The organism is Dorea acetigenes, assembly GCF_025567385.1.
Classification (GTDB): domain Bacteria; phylum Bacillota; class Clostridia; order Lachnospirales; family Lachnospiraceae; genus Claveliimonas; species Claveliimonas acetigenes.
The window spans coordinates 92714-110967 of the sequence record NZ_JAOQJU010000008.1 but is presented as its reverse complement, the minus strand read 5'-3'; the positions used below and the strand labels follow the sequence as shown (position 1 = coordinate 110967).

Below are 18254 nucleotides of genomic sequence, written 5' to 3'. Positions count from 1 at the left end.
ACCGCCAAAAGCTAATATATCTGCAATTTTCAAGGTTCCGATGGAGCCATTTTTTCAGCTCCATTTTTTCATAGACTACTTTACACTACCATTGATTGCAAAACCACTTTATATAATCTTGTATCATATCCTCTGAAACAGGCTCCCCAGAACAGGCACAATCTAATTGGTAGTCCATGATAGCATGAACCGTCATAGCAAAAGAGGTAGCTGCCATATCAATATCCCTAATACAGATTTTTTTGTGTACCTGTAAAGCATAAAACAAACTTTTAGTTGCCAAAATCATCCTTTTTGTTTCTTCTGCCATAATTTGGGCAGCAGTTGGATTAACCGCCCGTTCAGAATAAATAACCTTGTAAAAAGAAAACATTTTACTTTCGGTACTTATACTGCTGTAATTTGATACCGACTGTGTTAATGCTTCTTCCATACTTTTATCCTTGATAAATTCGCCGTAATCAATATCTGTAAGTGATAATTGCTCTTTTGATTTTTCCCTTAGATATTGATACATTGCAGCAATAATTTCTTCTTTTGATTTGAAGTGATTATAAAGTGACGGTTTTCGTATTCCCATTTTTTCTGCTATTTGAGCCATTGATACATTACTTAATCCGTTCTCTGCTGCAAGTTCCAATGTAACAAGGATAATTTCTTCTTTTCTATTCATCAGTATACCTCCTGTACTCAATATTAGTTATGTTACTACCAATCGTTAGTTTTTGCAATAACTTTTCTTCTATAAATTCTAAAAAAGAAAAGCGACAGAACTTTTACCCTCTGCCGCCAGTCTATTATGCGTAAATGATTTCCTCATTCACAATCTCCCTCGCACACGCCCGTATGTTATTGAGCCTTTGTACCTATTCAAGCTGATTTTCAGCCTGCCGCTTGTGAGCAGATTGATATATGTACCTCTACGGTACTCCTTGAGATAGCGCAAGTGACGCTCTCCCCATACGCCTATCGGCTGTTCTTCCTCGGCGGGTAAGGTAAGGCATGGGATTAGGTAATCGCCTTGCCTTTCGTATCTGCCCCCATTTCCTCGAATAATGATTTTGCCATTGTCTGTTACCTCCACATTCTTTTTTATTTTGAATGTCCGAAAAATCTGTCCTACATCAGAGGGTCGCCACGGGCAGTCTAAATTATGGATGGCAATGAGCCTGTCCTGCACATTCGTGCCTGCCCCATCTTCGGGGTAGAGCCGAACAATATACGCACCTCGCCGCTTCTGACCCTTGCAAACAGCTCTTTTTTCTGTGCATCGGTAGTCGCTTCATGGATAAAACGCACCTGCTCTGCAGGGATGCCACGGCGGATGAGCTTTTCCCGCATATCGTCATAGACATTGAAAGTGCCGTCATTCTTCGGAGTGGAAAGGTCGCAGAATACAAGCTGTGCCGCCTTTGTGTCGGCATGTTCCGCCCAGATACGGTACACATTGTCCACGCAGGTATTTACCTTACTGTCTGGGTCATCGGGCAACATCGGGTCAATCATCCTCTGGTCGAGTGCCAGTTTCCGTCCGTCATTCGTGATTTTGAGCATATTGTCGATGTTCGGCTTCACAAGCCTTGCACGGACTTTCTCGGCTCTCCCCGCAAGCCCCGCCACCATTTCTTTCTGTATCTCACTCGGCTTTGTCTTGATATTGTGGTATCTGACTTCTGGCACGGGGAGCTTTAACATATCGACGGTCTGAATATCCGCAATCTCACGGAACATCTGCATAAGCTCTGGCAGGTTATAGAACTTCGCAAACCGTGTCTTGGCTCGGTAGTTCGTACCCTCTGGGGCTAATTCCCTCGCCCTTGATTTATAGGTACATAATGAATTTTTTAGTTGATTTCTCCCACAAACTTATAGAAAATCCGTATTTTCTGGACTTTTTCCCCGCCTATGGTCATTGGTTCTGATACCTCGATCTTTTCAATCAGTCGGTTCACTATGGCTATGGTCAGCTCCTTGATCTCCGCACATTCCGCCATCTCATTGGCAAGCTGCTCCGCTTTGTACGTGCTGTCCTCCAGATTTTCCGCCATAGTGTTCAGTTTTTCAATTTCTTCTGTGTATTCTTTCTTTTCCTGCTCGAAGTGTGCGGACAGCATCCGGAACTGTTCTTCTGATATGAGTTTCTTAGACAAGTCCTCATACAGACGGATGAATTTACTGTCTGATTCCCGGCGTTTTTTCTCCAGTTCCCCCACTTTTTTCTGGAGATTTTTCTGGCTGTATTCCGCCGCCGTATTCATCTGCCCTAACACCCTGCGCATGAATTTTTCCCGGTTTTTTATGATTTTTCTTGCATGGTACTGGATGTCGGACAATACCAGTTCTTCCAGATCTCCGGCACTGATACGGTGCTGGCTGCAGAACTTCGTTCCCTTTACCCGGTAAATGCGGCACTGGTAATACGTCCGCTCCAGAAGCGGCCTGTCGGGGTTCCTCTCGTCCGTATGGATCATCAGATTATTGCCGCAGTCCGCACATTTTAAAATTCCCCGGAACTTGTTGTCATAACCGGATGTACATGGCTTTACTTTCGTGTGACGGTCAAGGATTTCCTGTACAGCATCCCATGTATGCTCGTCCACGATGGCTTCATGGCCGCTCGGGATGATGGTTCTCTCCTTTATGGGGATGTAGCCCCGCCCTTTCTGCTTGAAATGCTTCTTGTCACATTTCTGTACCCAGAAATAGCCTTTGTACAGCGGGTTGCGGAGAATACGGATGATCGTCTCCTGTTTCCAGTCATACGCATCCTCTTCACTTACCAGATATTTTCCGAACTGCTCCTGCTTGTAATACGCAGGCTTCGGTATCTTCTCCACATAAAGGATTTTCCCATTAAATCACCCGCCTGTTTAAACTCAAAATCTTTCTTCTCCCATTCTACCGTTCAATTTCATTTATGATATTTGATTTCACAATCCTTCTCGCCGGAATGCTGACTGCTATGACCGCAATCACAATATTTAATATCATAACCGCCGCCATGATTCCATTCGGGACTCCTGCTGTAATATGCAGGAACTGTACCACATGGGCCATATAATAATCCATGATTCTCCGAAAAACGAGATTGTAGATCAGAAAAATAAAGAGATCTGCCAAAATGCCATACAGAATTCCCGTCCTTAAGATCATCTTGTAAAATCCAACATCCGTAATCCCCATTGCCCGGATAATACCGTATTCCCGCCTGCGAGAGAGGATGGAATAATTCATACTGTTCATAATGTGGAACAGGCTGATCACCAGTAAAATTACGGCAATTCCAGAAAAGAATAACTGCTGCTGCCGCAGGTAATTTTTCTGTGTTTCGATTGCCGCTGTGTAGTCCTTAAGGACCGCCTTGGGTACGTCCTGAATCTTTTGCAATAACTGACCGCTTACCTGATCAGTATCTGCCCCGGCAGCCGGAGATGCATTCACAAAGCTGTAATCCTCAATTCCAAACTGACTGCTCATCTGCCAGTTCGTCATGATAAAACTCTGCGTATTACTCCACGGTTCCACATTCAGGAAACTATCCTCCTGGGCCAATGCGCGGCTTACGATGGCTGCAATTTCAAATTCCTTTGTGATATAGTTTTCCTCTGCCTCCTGGAACGTCAACACCTCCTGGGAACAGTTCAAGTCTCTTGGAACCCGCAGCGTAATCGTATCTCCGGGATGTTTTCCGTAAAAGTTATAATTCCCCTGTCCATCCATGTTTGCGACTGCTATGATCTGGTTCCCCTCTTCCAGCTCTTCCGGGATAATCTCTCCTTCCAGGACAAACGCCTGCAGTTGTTCAAGCATTCCCGCATCATATCCGTAAACATCATACTTGATTCCATAGGTTCCATCCTCCTTTTCTACACAAATGCCTCCGAATTGCTGCTGGAAATAGCTATATTTATTCCTTTCACTAAAATATTCCTCCCATTCCAGTTCCTGTGTCTGAATCGTAAGTTCGCCCAACGTATATTTCGTAGCATATACCTCCGACAACTCCGGCATATTCTTTATTGCATCAACGGTTGATGCCGGAATGGTATCCGATAAAACATTCGATTTTACAGAAATCCGGTATTCCGATCCCAGGCCATCGTCTGACTTCATGGACATTTCTGCGTGTACCTTCAAATTCTCCACCATATAAGTGGTGCAAAGGAAGATACATCCTCCAATCGACAAAGACAGCAAAATTCCAATGACTCTTTTCTTATTAGCAAACATGAATTTTCTTACTACAACATTCGCAAGGCTGGCATTTCTTAAGCTGTATATCTTCCTTCTGCTTTTTACAAAGGAGGTATCTCCGCTCATTACCTGCCGGATCGATTGTTTTCGCATAGAGTATACCGTACAAAAACCAACAACCACCAATGTTACCAATAAGAAAAGAAAACCAATCAGCATAGCCTCCCATGACACATAGAACCCTGCAGTCCCCATGCTCTCCTGTATGGCGGTCTGATCCAGCCGGGAAAGTTCAACACCGGTTCCTGCTGCTCCAACCGTTTGCGTTGAAAAGACACCATTTAACTGTCCGCAAAGCAGATTCAGAATCCCATTCCCTAACAGGCACCCAATCGGATAACCGATAAAAAATAAGATCCATAATTCTAAGATCAGTGTGCCGCCAATGCTTTTTTCACTAATTCCAAGTGTTTGCATCATGCCGTACTCCGCCATCCGTTTGGAAACAGAGATATGAAAGATGCTGTTTATGATGAACAAACTAAAAACACAGAGCAGCAAAATCATCCCGTTGAAAGCCAGGTTATATTCACTTTGCAATTTCAAGACAATGTATGTGAAATTACCTCTCTCATCCGTCAATGCAAACTTTACGATGTCTATGATACTGTCCGGCTGCTCACCGCCTAAGTACATGACAACTTCATCATTTACCGTTACTGCATCACTGGAGATCTGATACTTCTTCAGGAAAGCGTCCAACTGCTTATACAGCTTCTCACCTTCATCGAATCTCAAATATAAAAGGGGCTGGTTTCCCCGGCCTTCAAAGCCCTCTCCCACAAAAAGCTCCATTTCATTGGAACTGGCTGCCCAGGCACTTTTTATAATGCCGGTCAGGACATACTCTTTTCCATTCAGGCTTAAGGTATCGCCAATCTCACCGGAAAATCCCAAATTCCCCAACGTGTAACGATCCGCCGCGATCTCGTTTGCTCCTGTGGGATAAGTTCCCTCAATCAGCTCCCGGTGTGCCATCTGTCGGTAAGAATCATCCGTATTGATAAAATAAATGAGATAAGGTTCTGTCACCACATCCCGGATTTCCATCTTACCGCATTGTTCTACCTGAAATCCGGCATCTGTCTGCCCGCTGCGTACTTCCTCAAACACCTCCGGTTCCACATCCAGGTAATAATGCCAATCCCCATATATGGTCTTATGATTCTCCAGGCTGTTCCTCTGGCTGCTGTAGATCAAGGAACTGACGCCAGACAACAGGGCAGCCGTTAAGATGATACTTGCCAGAATTGCAAAGGTCTGGCTTTTATAATACCGCATATATTGATACGCCAGTTTTAACATACGCCATCACCGCCTTTTGGGGGAAACAGGTGTGTTCCTGACGTTACCATACCATCTTCAATGTGGATGATCCTGTCACAGATCTGTGCAATGGCCTCATTATGCGTTACCATCAGAATCGTCTGATTGTATTTCCTACAGCTTGTTTTCAGCAATCCGATGACTTCTATGGTGGTAGCAGAATCAAGGTTTCCTGTAGGTTCATCCGCCAGAAGGATTGCAGGTTTATTGATTAAGGCCCTTGCAATCGCAACCCTCTGCTGCTGTCCTCCTGACAATTCATTCGGATACTTTTTCCGTTTGTCCCAAATCCCAAGCTCCTTCAGCAATTCTTCGATGTACTTGCGATTGATATGTTTCCCTTTATCAAAAGTTACCGGAAGTGCAACATTGTCATACACATTCAAGACGGGCATCAGGCTGTAATTCTGAAACACAAACCCGATGTTTCTCCGCCGGAAAATGGTCAATTCCTTTCTGGTAAGCGAACCGATCTCTTTTCCTTTTACAAGAATTTTGCCCTTTGTAGGTGTATCCAGCCCTCCCACAAGATTTAACAGTGTGGATTTTCCGCTGCCGCTGGTTCCTACAATCGCAATAAATTCTCCTTCTCTTACCTGTATATTGATATCCTTCAGCGCTTTTACCTGATTCTCTTTTTCGCCATATATCTTTTCCACATGACTCAATTCCAGTATATTCTTCATGGTTTACCGCTCCTTTCCTGTTGATACCAACAGTATATCTGTGGAATCTTGCATTTTCTTTACAGGGCGGTAATCAGTTCTTACAGTTTTGTAAGAACACCGAAAAACAGCTTCCTTCTCCATAGACGGACTTCACTACCATGTAGCCTTTTTCCTTTTCAAGAATCAGGTTTGAAAGGTACAGCCCAATGCCGGAGCCTTCTATGTGTTCCACTTCCCGGCTTCTGTAAAAGCGTTTGAATATTTCCGTAATCTCATCCTCACGGATACCACATCCGTTATCTATGATCTGAATCTCCGTATAGATTTCATAGGAACAAACCTTGATCTGTATTGTGCCTCCCTGCTTCGTGTACTTGATCGCATTCTCCAGAAGATTTACAAAAACTTCAACCGTCCATTTCCGATTATGAAACAGCAGGATATCCTCATAGGTTTCAGAAACAAGCATGATCCCTTTCTTCTCCAGCTTTTCATATACCGTGTCTATTGCGTCCAGAAGCGTTTGTCTGATTGAGATGCTTTCTGCATCAAATACAATCACATCCTGCTCCAGTTTTACCATCTTAGCCAATGAACCTATGATCCAGTCCAGCTTATCAATCTGCTTTTTGATTTTTTCAGCAACTTCCGCTTTCTTCTTTTCCTCTAATTCCTGATCATTTAAGATTTCCGTATAGACAGAAAGGTTTGCCAAAGGTGTTTTAAGCTGATGCGACATATTGGAAACAAGACTTTTTACCTGCTCTTTTTCCGCCTCTGCCATCTCCACCTGTTTTCCCAAAACTTCCTGAATCCGGTTAATCTTATTTACCAGGGCAGACAGCTCTCCCTCCTGGACATCGGAAAGTTCTATCTTTTCCTGATTTAACACACAATCTAATAACCTGTCTATTGAACGGTAAGTTTTCCTGTTTTTATAAATGCTGTACCCTACAGTGAGGAATAACAGCGCCACAAGTATGATATTGAGTATCATGTTCCTATTCCTTCCAAATATATCCAACTCCATGTACGGTCTTTATGAACTTTGGATCGGATGCATCATCTTCTATCTTCGTTCTCAATCTGCTGATATTTACGGAAACCGTATTGTTATCTACATACTTTCCGTCACTATCCCAAATCTGGCTTAAAATCTGCTCCTTCGACAGTACATGGTTTTTATTTTCAATTAAGTACATAAGCAGCTTGTACTCTAATTTGCTTAATGCGATTTCTTCCTCATCCTTATACACTTTACAGGTACTTTTATCAATGACAATATTTCCGGAGCATAAATTTGTCGTTTCTACTTTTTCATTTAGAATCCGTTTCATTCTAGCTTTCAGCACACCCAGGGAAAACGGTTTTGACAGATAATCATTCACCCCCAGTTCCAATGCCTTGATCTCATCCATTTCCGTATCACGGGCAGTCAGCATGATAATAGGAATCATACTGAACCGGCGCACTTCTCTGCACAGATCAAACCCAGTTCCGTCCGGAAGATTACAGTCTAAAAGCACAAGATCATAACTCCCTTTTTTAATTTCCTGCTGTCCTTCTCTCCTGGTTCCCACATCAAAAACCTCATAGCCATCTCCTTCAAAAGAAAAGCGCAATCCTTCTCTTAAATCCATATCATCTTCAATGATTAATAGTTTTTTACCAACCATTATTTTCTCCTTTCCAGGCAATCATTTCGTCATTTCACAGTGCAGCACTGATTATACTCATATCTGCAATCAAGAAACTGTTTATAGGATAGCATAATCTGCGAAAAAAAGCATCTGCCCGCTTTCAACCACTGACAGATGCCATTACCTATTTTACACTTTCATCCAACAAACTGATACCCGCTCCCAACTACTGTTTCTATGTGCCCATCTCTGATCTTTCGTCTGAGCGAATACACCACATTCGCCACCGCCGCCCCACAATACTCCGGGTTTTAGTTTCCAAGTAGCTTTGTGTATATCTACTTCTCTAATCAGCCTCCGCCTCAGTTTCCCCTTTCGTTATCCTTTCCGCTTTCTCCATCGGGAAGTTTGGTATTTCTTCCAGCAACTTCGATGCTATCTCCTGCTTCATATCCTCGTCCACATAGGTTCTCACGCTACCGTCCGGCTGCCTTTCTTTCACTGTGGCGAGTTCTTCAATATAAGAATCGTAGTGTGCAATAACCTTTTCTGTTGCCCATTTCTCTCCGGCAACCACCGCTTTGATGATTTCATAAGTCAATGGATTCTGCTGTTCTTCCATACCCGTACCTCCACCAGTTTGATTGCTTATAGCATACCATATCCGAAGACTGCAATCCAGTGAACCGTGAAAAATGAAGATATTTTACAAGCCTTTTGCATTTTGAAATGCTACAATGAAGAACAGCAAGGAGGGAACACACATGAAGAAAGAAACAAGGACAGTGGTTTATGATGATGAGCTTCGGATTGAAGCATACCGTTTTGAGGGAATCGTGCAACCATTTCCAAACCACTTCCATGAATATTATGTAATTGGATTTATTGAGGACGGACACCGCGTACTGTCCTGTAGAAATCAGGAATACGCTTTAAAAAAGGACAATATTCTTTTATTCAATCCCGGAGACAATCATGCCTGCGTACAGAGTGATGATGACACTCTGGATTACCGGGGATTTAACATTACCAAAGAAGTTATGCTGGACCTGGCAGAAGAAGTAACCGGGAGAAGGGAACTCCCCGGCTTTTCCAAAACCGTGATCTTCGATGAGGAAGTGACCTGCTATCTGCATCCACTCCACGAACTGGTCATGAAAGGCTCCTGTGGGTTCGGCAAAGAAGAAAATCTGCTGCTCCTCATATCTCTGTTGATTCAACGGTACGGGCAGCCCTCCCCAAGCTGCATCCCGGAATGCCGGGAGGAAATTGAAAAGGCCTGCGATTTTATGGAGCAGCACTTCGCAGACCGGATTTATTTAGATCAGATCTGCCGTTATGCTGGTCTTAGCAAATCCACACTGCTCCGGGTCTTTACCAAGTCCAAAGGTGTCACACCATACAGCTACTTAGAGAACATACGCATTGGCAAAGCAAAGAAACTTCTGGAACAGGGCGTGCCTCCCATAGAGGCAGCCATGCAGACCGGCTTTTCCGATCAGAGTCATTTCACGAACTATTTCAACCGATTTATTGGATTGGCTCCGGGTCTTTACCGTGACATATTTTTAGAGAAGGGGGGAAACGCCGGATGAGTAAAAAAGCAACCGGGCATCTGGCGGCATTGGTAACGATCCTGATATGGGGAACTACCTTCATCTCCACCAAAGTGCTGTTAGTGGATTTTGAACCGATAGAAATCCTGTTCTTCCGGTTTATTCTGGGATTTCTGGCATTGCTGATCGTCTATCCCCACCGGATGAAAGGAACTACCAAACGGCAGGAAGCTATCTTTGCAGCGGCGGGACTGTGCGGCGTGTGTCTGTATTACCTGCTGGAGAACATTGCCCTGACTTATACAATGGCCTCCAACGTAGGTGTAATTATCTCCATAGCACCCTTTTTCACCGCAATGCTCACCCACCTGTTCACAAAGGAAGAAAAGCTGCGTGCAAATTTCTTCATCGGATTTGTAGTTGCGATGATCGGCATCTGCCTGATTAGCTTTAACGGAGCGAATATGCAGTTAAATCCCATCGGTGACTTATTGGCCGTAGCTGCGGCAGTCGTGTGGGCCTGCTACTCTGTGCTGACACGGAAAATCAGCCGTTTTGGATATCACACCATCCAGACCACAAGGCGGGTATTTGCTTATGGCATTATATTTATGATACCCGCACTATTCCTGTTTGACTGCCGCATTGGAGCAGAACGGTTCGCAAATCCAGTCTGCCTGGGAAATCTGATCTTCTTAGGATTGGGCGCATCCGCGCTCTGTTTCGTCACCTGGAACATGGCTGTGAAGGTTCTGGGCGCTGTCAAAACAAGCATTTATATTTACTTAGTTCCGGTTATCACGGTTGTCACCTCTGCCCTTATTCTGAAAGAAAAAGTAACCGTGATGTCCGGTATTGGTACGGTCCTGGCACTGATCGGACTGTTCCTTTCTGAATACAGAGGAAGAACACAAAAACAGGAGGCAATCTGAAATGGATTTACAAAATGAAAAATGCGTCATGGTCATTGACCTACAGAAACCTCCCCCGGAGCTTCCCTTCGGATGCATGGCAACGAAAATCTGCCGCTTGGCATTATCGCAAATACGGCGGCTATCATGGGAATTACCTTGGGAAAAGAGATGCCGGAGGTGGTCGGTGCAAATGTTACAGATCAAAGTGGAAACGAACATCTCGGCATTATTGAATTTCCCGTACCAATTTTGAAAGGCTCACCGGAAATCATCAAAGCAATCCGTGAGAAGCTCTATCAGCCCGACTTTCAGGATTTGACCGTGGTTGACTTTAGCGATCTGGCACAGGGCTGTAAAACCTATGATGAATTTATTTCTAAAATGGGGAACGTATCAGAAAGCACTTTGCAATACTTCGGTCTTGCCATTTGCGGTTCTAAGAAAAAAGTCAATAAGCTCACAGGCAGTATGCCACTGCTGCGATAGGCTGAGTCAGCAACAAACCGCTGGTACATGGAAACCCCATGCTCCAGCGGTTTGTTTTACAGTTCCATATTCAAACAATTTCGCATAACTCTGTTATTTAACCTTTTCGCATAACCCCGTCCCCACTTCGGAAACATATCTACATTTCAAATTTCAATAAAACACACGGCCCCAACTGGCAAAAACCTTTGATTTACCGGGCTTTTCTCGTCAGCAGACAGACCGTTTCAATATTTTCGGTAACAGGAATTTTATACTGCATTGCAAAAGTATGTAATGTATATTTAAGATTGGGGTAACGGCTTTATTCTCATTATGTATTATTTTCGAATCTCTACAGTTCCCTTTACTACATCTGCAACGTATTTTGAGGATATTTCGTAATCTATAAAATCTGGTATTTCCTTAAATACTAAAACTGATGGAAATGCCATTACTGTATTATGTTTAAGATAGCCTATATGAAATACCAAAATATCAACATCCTCTTTTTCATAATACTCATAACAGAAAATTCTGTTTAGCTTTTCCATATACTCCTCTTTATTTCTATTATATTCTTCTTGTGCTGATGGTCTAGTAAATGGATTATCAGCAATTAAAGGCATGCTTGGTGTTTGTAAAGGATATCCCGTATATTCAACAACAATATCATTACATTCAATTTGATATGCATATTCCAAAAATCTCATTTTCAATATTTCTTCAATGATATTACTTTCCGGAACAGCTATATCTTTTATTTTGCAGACATGATTTTTCTTAATAATAATTTTTACATCAATGTCTTCATCAAATGTATTACCTATATTGGCCACGGTTAAATCAACTAGCCCTTGTTTATCCACCTTTTCAAAAAAGGAAATATATTCGTAATAATCAACAATAGCCCAATATAATTCCCTTATGGAATCATACCGTTTTTTCTCTTCCTCACTACCTTCAAAGGTTGTACCACTCCCTCCATAAAAAGGAACTAGTGTAGATACCCTTTTTTTAAGATTTCCAACATTCCAAAAAGAATCTTCGATTTCGATGTCATTCTCTTTGGCGAATTTACAAATGGTACTCTTCCATCTATCAGCAATATCTGCATCCGTTATTTTGCCTGCCATAAAATCTGATTTTCCTAATAATTTATTCAAATCAGGGGTATTGATCAATAAAGGATTCTCCTTTTTTTCAATATCCTCTGTATTTTCCTTTTCTCTGGCATTCAGATATCCCTGCTGTAATAAAGCAAATTTTGAAATAATGCTCTTTCTTTTATCCTTTACCATTTTACACTCAGAAAAGCCAGAATACTCTACATCTGCACCTTTATCTTCTTCCAACGATGCAGCCTTAATTTTAAGAACAGGGCTTTCCTTTTTTTCAAATAGCGTTTTCTGACCTACTGCTAACGGTAAAAAATGCATTCCTAAATGATTAGTAAATAGCTGTCTCAGTTCATGTTCATCTTTTACTATAAAATAAATCCCTCTATCTTTGTACTTTTCTTTAAAGGCCTGCACCTTTTTATATTGTTCCATATCTACATTAGATGGATTTATAGGTGCATCAAGAAAATACATAAATACTTGTTTATTTGAAGATAACATTTCTTCAATTTCTTCTTCTGTTCCAGAGCCATATTTATCTGTTGGCGTGCCAAATTTTGTCCAAAATATAGCTACTGCAGCATCGCATTCCCGAACAAATTGTTTATTCAGCAATTCCTGTGGTTTATCTCCGGATTGCGGATAACTATCTGTTGACCAATGCTTTGTTGCAATTTCCATATTATTAATATTTCCATATACTCTATTAAAATTATCCACACATTCCCTAATAATATCGATAAATTGATTCACATCACCCGGACATGAAATTAGCAAATCATACGCAGTAATTCCTACTCTAGGCATAAAACATTCCTCCTCTGTTACTCGGCAATATCAGTATCGAAACACAAACTTAATTACATTCGTTTCTTTTGCGAAAAAGTATCCCTTTTGCCAAAATGTATCTGGACAATTCCGAAAATCTTACCCCCTGGGGTAAATCAGTTTCCGCATTGTCATTCTACGGAAACTGAAACACACATCCTTTTTTGCCCCAAAGCTGCGGAAATCTTTGATTTACCGGGCTTTTCTCGACACCAGAGCGACTGCTTCACATGGCCAGTATTAACAATTTTGCAAAACCCCATCCTCCCCTAATCGCCCTTATTTACGGGCTTTTTTGCACTTAGTTTTGCCAAATTATTTGTTTCCGCAGACCACAATATCTTGTGGCTTTTACATATTTTTCTATGTCAATTATGCAAGATTTTGTGTCAGCAAACAGACTGTTTCAACGTGATAAGTCGAAGGAAACAAATCCACGCACGCCATCCGTTCCACCCGGTACCCTCTGCCCTGCAGCATCTCCAGGTCTCTGGCAAGGCTGGTTGGTTTACAGGCAATATAAACCATTTTCTCCACACCGAAATTCGTAATCTTCTCCAGCGCCTTCGGGTGTACGCCATCTCTTGGCGGATCCAGCACAATCAGATCCGGTACTTCTCCAAGTTCATCAATTACCTTTAAGACATCTCCTGCCCAAAATGTACAGTTATCAAGTCCGTTCAGCTTCGCGTTTTCTTTTGCCGCCTCTACAGCTTCCTCCACGATTTCCACGCCTACTACCTTTTTCGCTACCGGTGCCAGTATCTGGGCGATTGTTCCGGTTCCGCTGTAAAGGTCAAAGATAACTTTATCTTTTGTATCGCCGACATAATCTCTTGCAAGTTCATACAGTACTTCTGCTCCCAGTGAATTGGTCTGGAAGAAAGAAAACGGGGTAATCTTGAAGCGCAGCCCCAGAAGTTCTTCGTAAAAATAGTCCTGTCCATATAATATTTCTGTACCTTCATCTTTTACTACATCTGCCACGCTGTCATTTTTTGTGTGCAGAATTCCTGCAATCTGACCATCCAGCTCCAGGGAACAGAGACGGTCTGCCCATTCTTTTCCGCCAAATTCTGTATGGAAACTGTGCTCTGTTGTCGTTACAAGGTCTATCAGGATGTCTCCTGTCTTCACGGCTTTTCTTACCAAAAGATGGCGGAAAAACCCCGCATGATGCATTCGGTGATAATATGGCAGCTTTGTCTCCCTGGAATATTCCAGAGTGCAGGCAAGAATTTTCCTATAATCTCCATCCACAATCTGACAATCTGTAACATTTACAATATCATGAAAGCTTCCTCTCTTATGCATCCCAAGTGCCAACGGGCCATCTTTATATTCATCTCCAAAGGAAAATTCCATCTTATTCCGATATTCGCTCTTAGAGGGACTTTTCCTGATTCCTTCCCATACATAGTCCCCATTTACTGCTGCATCCATCATTTTCTTTATCTGTATTTCTTTCATCTTAATCTGTTCTTCATAAGGCAGATTCTGATAAGTACATCCACCACACTGTCCAAAATGCGGACATGCAGATTTTATTTCAACAGGGGCGGGTTCTAATACTTCTATCAGCCGACCCTCTGCTATTTCTTTTTTCACTTTATTGACAGAAATTCGCACCTTCTGCCCCATTATCCCGTTCTTAACAACTATTTTTTTGTCTTCCCCCGGCACTGCTGCAATTGCTTTGTTGGGAAACTCTACCTTTTCAATCAGCCCTTCTAATATCTGTCCCTTTTTCATCTTCTTTTCTTTCCATTCATTTTATTCTCTATAAAGCCAAGTCTGTCATGGCAGGCATAAGCGCCGAAACGGTCTCCCATACGATTTGCCGCAGCTACCGCTTTCTGCCTAATCGAATGAAAGACCGTCACCATCTTACCTTATACTATCTTTTTATAATCCGTTCTATACCTGATCATCATCATTAAAGAAATCGTCATCGAAGTCATCTTCAAAATCGTCTTCAAAATCTTCCAGATAATCTGGTGCAAAGAAACAATATACTGCATATGCGATTGCTGCTACTGCTGCAACGACTCCAACAATTGCCAGTATCCAAAGAACTGTCTTGCAGTGTTTTTCTTCTTCTTCTTTTTTCTGAATAAAATCATTCAATTTTGATGCGGTAATAATCTCTTCTATTTTGCTCATGCTTCCACACATCCTTTCTTTTGCTTGCCGTGCAAGTAAAATTCGTTTCATTTATTATAACACCATCGCTCCGATATTACTACTTTTTTCTGTTAAATTTTCTGAAGTCTGGCAAATGCTGCAAACATTTTCTTGGTTCCTGCTGTATCAAAATCAACAGTTACTTCATAATCCCTTCCTCCCTCTGTAATGGAGGTTACCAGTCCTTCACCAAATTTCATATGACGTACCCGGTCTCCCACATCATATCCCGGTCCTTTCCCATTGCTTACTTTAAATTGCTGTACCGGCTTCGTGGAAAATGCTTTTGTTTGAAATGTTTGTTTTGCCTGCCGGTAAGTATTCTGCATCTTTACCTCCTTATCCTCCCGCTCGAATACAGCTCCAGTAGATAAAAGCTTCATCGGTATTTCTTTCAGAAACCGTGACATTTTGTTATACTGAGTCTCTCCCCGAACCATCCTCCTTCTGGCACAGCTTAGAGTCAGCTGTTGTTTTGCTCTTGTGATCCCTACATAACAGAGTCGTCTTTCTTCTTCCACTTCTTCCGGGTCATCGGATGTAATCGTCATATAACTTGGGAAAATGCCATCCTCCATGCCGGTCAGATATACATGAGGGAACTCCAGCCCTTTAGCACTATGTAATGTCATGAGAATCACGTAATCGCTATTTTCATCTAAACTGTCAATATCTGCAACCAGGGCGACTTCCTCCAAGAAATCACTAAGAGACGGTAACTCTCCTTTCTGCGTACAGGCTTCCTCATAGGCAGCAATCTTGTTCTTCAACTCGTCGATATTCTCCATGCGGGCTTCTGCTTCCACATCCCCTTCTGCCTTTAATTCTTCCACATAGCCTGTCATCTCAATAATGTCTTCCAACAGTTCAGAAATACGCACCTGTTCTGCTTCTGCCTTAAAGTGCTCAATTAGGGCAACAAAAGATTCCATTTTCGAGGCTCCTCTTCCTATATTAGGAATCAAATCTACAGCTCTGAGCGCATCATAGAAACCAATCTCCCGTGCCGCCGCATACTCCTGAACCCGGTTGACACTGGTGAGGCCGATTCCTCTCTTGGGTACGTTAATGATTCTGCGTACTGCCAGATCATCCTGCCCATTATCAATGGTTTTCAGATATGCCAGAAGATCTTTGATTTCCTTTCTGGCATAGAAGTTGATGCCGCCGACAATCTTATAGGGAATTCCTGCGGTCACAAATCTTTCTTCAAACATACGGGACTGGGCATTCGTGCGGTAAAGAATTGCATTGTCATTGTAGGCACACTCTCCCTGTTTCACATGCTCACGGATATCATCCACCACATATTCTGCCTCATCATAAGCAGAATCAAATTGCCGGAAAGAAATCTTCTCTCCCTCTCCATTCGCGGTCCAGAGTGTCTTATCCTTCCGCCCTCTGTTATTACGTATCACTGCATTGGCAGCATTCAAAATATTCCCGGTAGAACGGTAATTTTGCTCCAGCTTAATAACCTTGGCGTCTTCAAAAACTTGCTCAAAGTTCAGGATATTTTTAATATTAGCCCCTCGGAATTTATAAATAGACTGATCATCATCACCCACCACACACAAATTCCGGTATTTTGCCGCAAGGATACTAATCAACATAAATTGTACTGTATTGGTGTCCTGATATTCATCTACCATGATATAACGGAACCGTTCTTGATAATATTCCAGCACATCTGGCTGTGTCTGAAACAGCTGAACAGCCTTCACAAGAAGGTCATCAAAATCCAGCGCATTATTGGCCCGGAGCTGTTTTTCATATTCTTCGTAAACGGATGCAATTTTCTGCTTATGAAAGTCTCCCTCTGCCTGCAGACGGTACTCCTGCGGTGTAATCATTTCATTTTTAGCAGAAGAAATGGCAGCCAGAAGATTCCGTTCCTTATAGATCTTGGTGTCAATCTTTAAATATTTGCAGACATCCTTCATCAACGTCTTCTGATCGTCCGTGTCATAAATTGTAAAATTAGTATCATATCCCAACCTGTCAATATGGCGTCTCAGAATGCGAACACAAGTAGAATGAAAAGTGCTGACCCATATACTCTCAGAGCCAAACCCCACAATATTATCTACTCTTTCCCTCATCTCTCCTGCGGCTTTGTTGGTAAAAGTTATCGCCAGAATGTTCCAGGGATTGATTCCTTTCTCTTCTATTAAATAAGCGATCCTGTGAGTCAGAACCCTCGTCTTTCCCGAGCCCGCTCCTGCCAGTACCAGAAGCGGTCCTTCCGTATAAAACACAGCTTCCCTCTGCTGTTCGTTCAATTTTTCATAAATACTCATAATTCATCCTTTGCTTCTTAATATCCTATTTTCACTTGCTCCATCATATCACATATGAACTGCAGTTTCCATCATCTTTTTCTGAAAGAGATTTAAAATCTATGGACATTTTTTTTTAAACATGGTATATTTTAAATGATATTTTTAATTCAGCACTTTAAAGCGCGAATGTTTGTCACTTTAAAGCAATAAAGCGTTCGTGGGAATATAGGAGGATTTTTATGAGATTACAAGGTGAAATTGCAATTGTAACCGGCGCTGGAAGAGGAATCGGCAAGGAAATTGCACTGGCTCTTGCAGCGGAAGGTGCATCAATCGCAGCTGTAGCGCGTACATTATCAGATTTAGAGCAGACCGTAGCAGAAATTAAGGAAGCCGGAGGAGATGCCATTGCCCTCTCCAGAGATTTAACCGACATTTCCCAGGTTCAATCCATGGTTGATGCAGTTGTTGAAAAATATGGAAAGATTGATATTCTAGTAAATAATGCAGGGGGCTATCCCAAAGAAATCTACGATATTACGAAAAATCAGGCAATCAAAATCTGGGACTGGTCAGAAGAACAATGGGATCAGATTATCAAAACCAATCTTAAAATTCCATTCCTCTGCACAAACAAGGTCATTCCGGAAATGATCAAACAGAAAAAAGGGAATATTATAAACATTTCTTCCCGAATGGGACGGATTGCTTCCCAGATGGGCGCATATGCCTGCGCAAAAGCCGGAATTGTTACTCTTACAAAGACCACGGCAATCCAGGCACAGGAGTACGGTATCCGTTGTAATGCAATTGCTCCAACAATACTGGACACACCGGGACAAAGGGCTTATAATCATTCTGTTGGACAAGATGAAATTAAGATGGGAAACGCAGACTGTATGGGCAAGGCCGCTCTTTATCTAATCTGTGATGCCCCAGAGGTTATGACCGGACAGGTACTTGATTTATTCCCAACAGTTTAATATGATAATAGTAGACTATACTTAATTACATGA

General features: G+C 42.2%; 14 protein-coding genes and 3 pseudogenes. 4 read left to right on the top strand and 13 right to left on the bottom strand.

The window, feature by feature from the left end; genetic code table 11:
• Nucleotides 1-85: 85 nt before the first annotated feature.
• The 9 genes and pseudogenes from OCV99_RS08875 to OCV99_RS08835 form a co-directional block, all read right to left on the bottom strand.
• The gene (locus OCV99_RS08875; RefSeq protein ID WP_158369863.1) at nt 86-673 is read right to left on the bottom strand and encodes a TetR/AcrR family transcriptional regulator; all 588 of its coding nucleotides are present in this window, start codon (nt 671-673) and stop codon (nt 86-88) included.
• A 124-nt stretch (nt 674-797) separates the two neighbouring features.
• Nucleotides 798-1068, bottom strand: a pseudogene (locus OCV99_RS08870) (TnpV protein).
• A gap of 7 nt (nt 1069-1075) precedes the next feature.
• Nucleotides 1076-1815 (bottom strand): annotated as a pseudogene (locus tag OCV99_RS08865) (LPD25 domain-containing protein); the annotation flags it as partial.
• Between the two features lie 29 nt (nt 1816-1844).
• Nucleotides 1845-2837 (bottom strand): DUF4368 domain-containing protein, encoded by a 993-nt coding sequence (locus OCV99_RS08860; protein WP_262575262.1) that lies wholly within the window; start codon nt 2835-2837, stop codon nt 1845-1847.
• Between the two features lie 61 nt (nt 2838-2898).
• On the bottom strand, nt 2899-5559 hold the full coding sequence (locus tag OCV99_RS08855) for an ABC transporter permease (RefSeq protein WP_158369859.1): 2661 nt from the start codon (nt 5557-5559) through the stop codon (nt 2899-2901).
• Nucleotides 5553-6266, bottom strand: coding sequence for an ABC transporter ATP-binding protein (locus OCV99_RS08850; protein ID WP_158369857.1), 714 nt, complete (start codon nt 6264-6266; stop codon nt 5553-5555). Before OCV99_RS08850 ends, OCV99_RS08855 begins: the two co-directional genes overlap by 7 nt.
• A 73-nt stretch (nt 6267-6339) precedes the next feature.
• Nucleotides 6340-7245: a sensor histidine kinase gene (locus OCV99_RS08845; protein WP_158369855.1), complete on the bottom strand. Its 906-nt coding sequence runs from the start codon at nt 7243-7245 to the stop codon at nt 6340-6342.
• A gap of 4 nt (nt 7246-7249) precedes the next feature.
• Nucleotides 7250-7924 carry a response regulator transcription factor gene (locus OCV99_RS08840; RefSeq protein WP_158369853.1) on the bottom strand — a complete coding sequence of 225 codons (675 nt, stop codon included), beginning with the start codon at nt 7922-7924 and terminating at the stop codon, nt 7250-7252.
• Nucleotides 7925-8234: 310 nt separating this feature from the next.
• Entirely contained in the window at nt 8235-8510 is a 276-nt protein-coding gene (locus tag OCV99_RS08835; RefSeq protein WP_158369849.1) for a helix-turn-helix domain-containing protein, read from the bottom strand.
• 142 nt (nt 8511-8652) lie between these two features.
• On the opposite strand from OCV99_RS08835, the gene OCV99_RS08830 reads away from it, so the two are divergent.
• From OCV99_RS08830 to OCV99_RS08820, 3 genes and pseudogenes are all read left to right on the top strand, one after another.
• On the top strand, nt 8653-9483 hold the full coding sequence (locus OCV99_RS08830) for a helix-turn-helix domain-containing protein (RefSeq protein WP_158369847.1): 831 nt from the start codon (nt 8653-8655) through the stop codon (nt 9481-9483).
• Nucleotides 9480-10376: a DMT family transporter gene (locus tag OCV99_RS08825; protein ID WP_158369845.1), complete on the top strand. Its 897-nt coding sequence runs from the start codon at nt 9480-9482 to the stop codon at nt 10374-10376. Before OCV99_RS08830 ends, OCV99_RS08825 begins: the two co-directional genes overlap by 4 nt.
• 1 nt (nt 10377) lies before the next feature.
• Nucleotides 10378-10844: pseudogene (locus OCV99_RS08820) on the top strand (DUF2000 domain-containing protein).
• Nucleotides 10845-11164: 320 nt separating this feature from the next.
• Here OCV99_RS08820 and OCV99_RS08815 read toward each other — a convergent pair.
• The 4 genes from OCV99_RS08815 to pcrA form a co-directional block, all read right to left on the bottom strand.
• Complete coding sequence (locus OCV99_RS08815; protein WP_227191768.1) at nt 11165-12751, bottom strand: hypothetical protein; 1587 nt, start codon at nt 12749-12751, stop codon at nt 11165-11167.
• Nucleotides 12752-13144: 393 nt separating this feature from the next.
• Entirely contained in the window at nt 13145-14524 is a 1380-nt protein-coding gene (gene rlmD / locus OCV99_RS08810) for a 23S rRNA (uracil(1939)-C(5))-methyltransferase RlmD (RefSeq protein ID WP_158369843.1), read from the bottom strand.
• A 165-nt stretch (nt 14525-14689) separates the two neighbouring features.
• On the bottom strand, nt 14690-14935 hold the full coding sequence (locus tag OCV99_RS08805; protein WP_158369840.1) for a DUF4366 domain-containing protein: 246 nt from the start codon (nt 14933-14935) through the stop codon (nt 14690-14692).
• 92 nt (nt 14936-15027) lie between these two features.
• On the bottom strand, nt 15028-17256 hold the full coding sequence (pcrA, locus tag OCV99_RS08800; RefSeq protein WP_158369838.1) for a DNA helicase PcrA: 2229 nt from the start codon (nt 17254-17256) through the stop codon (nt 15028-15030).
• 221 nt (nt 17257-17477) lie between these two features.
• Between pcrA and OCV99_RS08795 the strand changes: the two genes are divergently transcribed.
• On the top strand, nt 17478-18221 hold the full coding sequence (locus OCV99_RS08795; protein WP_158369836.1) for an SDR family NAD(P)-dependent oxidoreductase: 744 nt from the start codon (nt 17478-17480) through the stop codon (nt 18219-18221).
• Nucleotides 18222-18254: the final 33 nt, after the last annotated feature.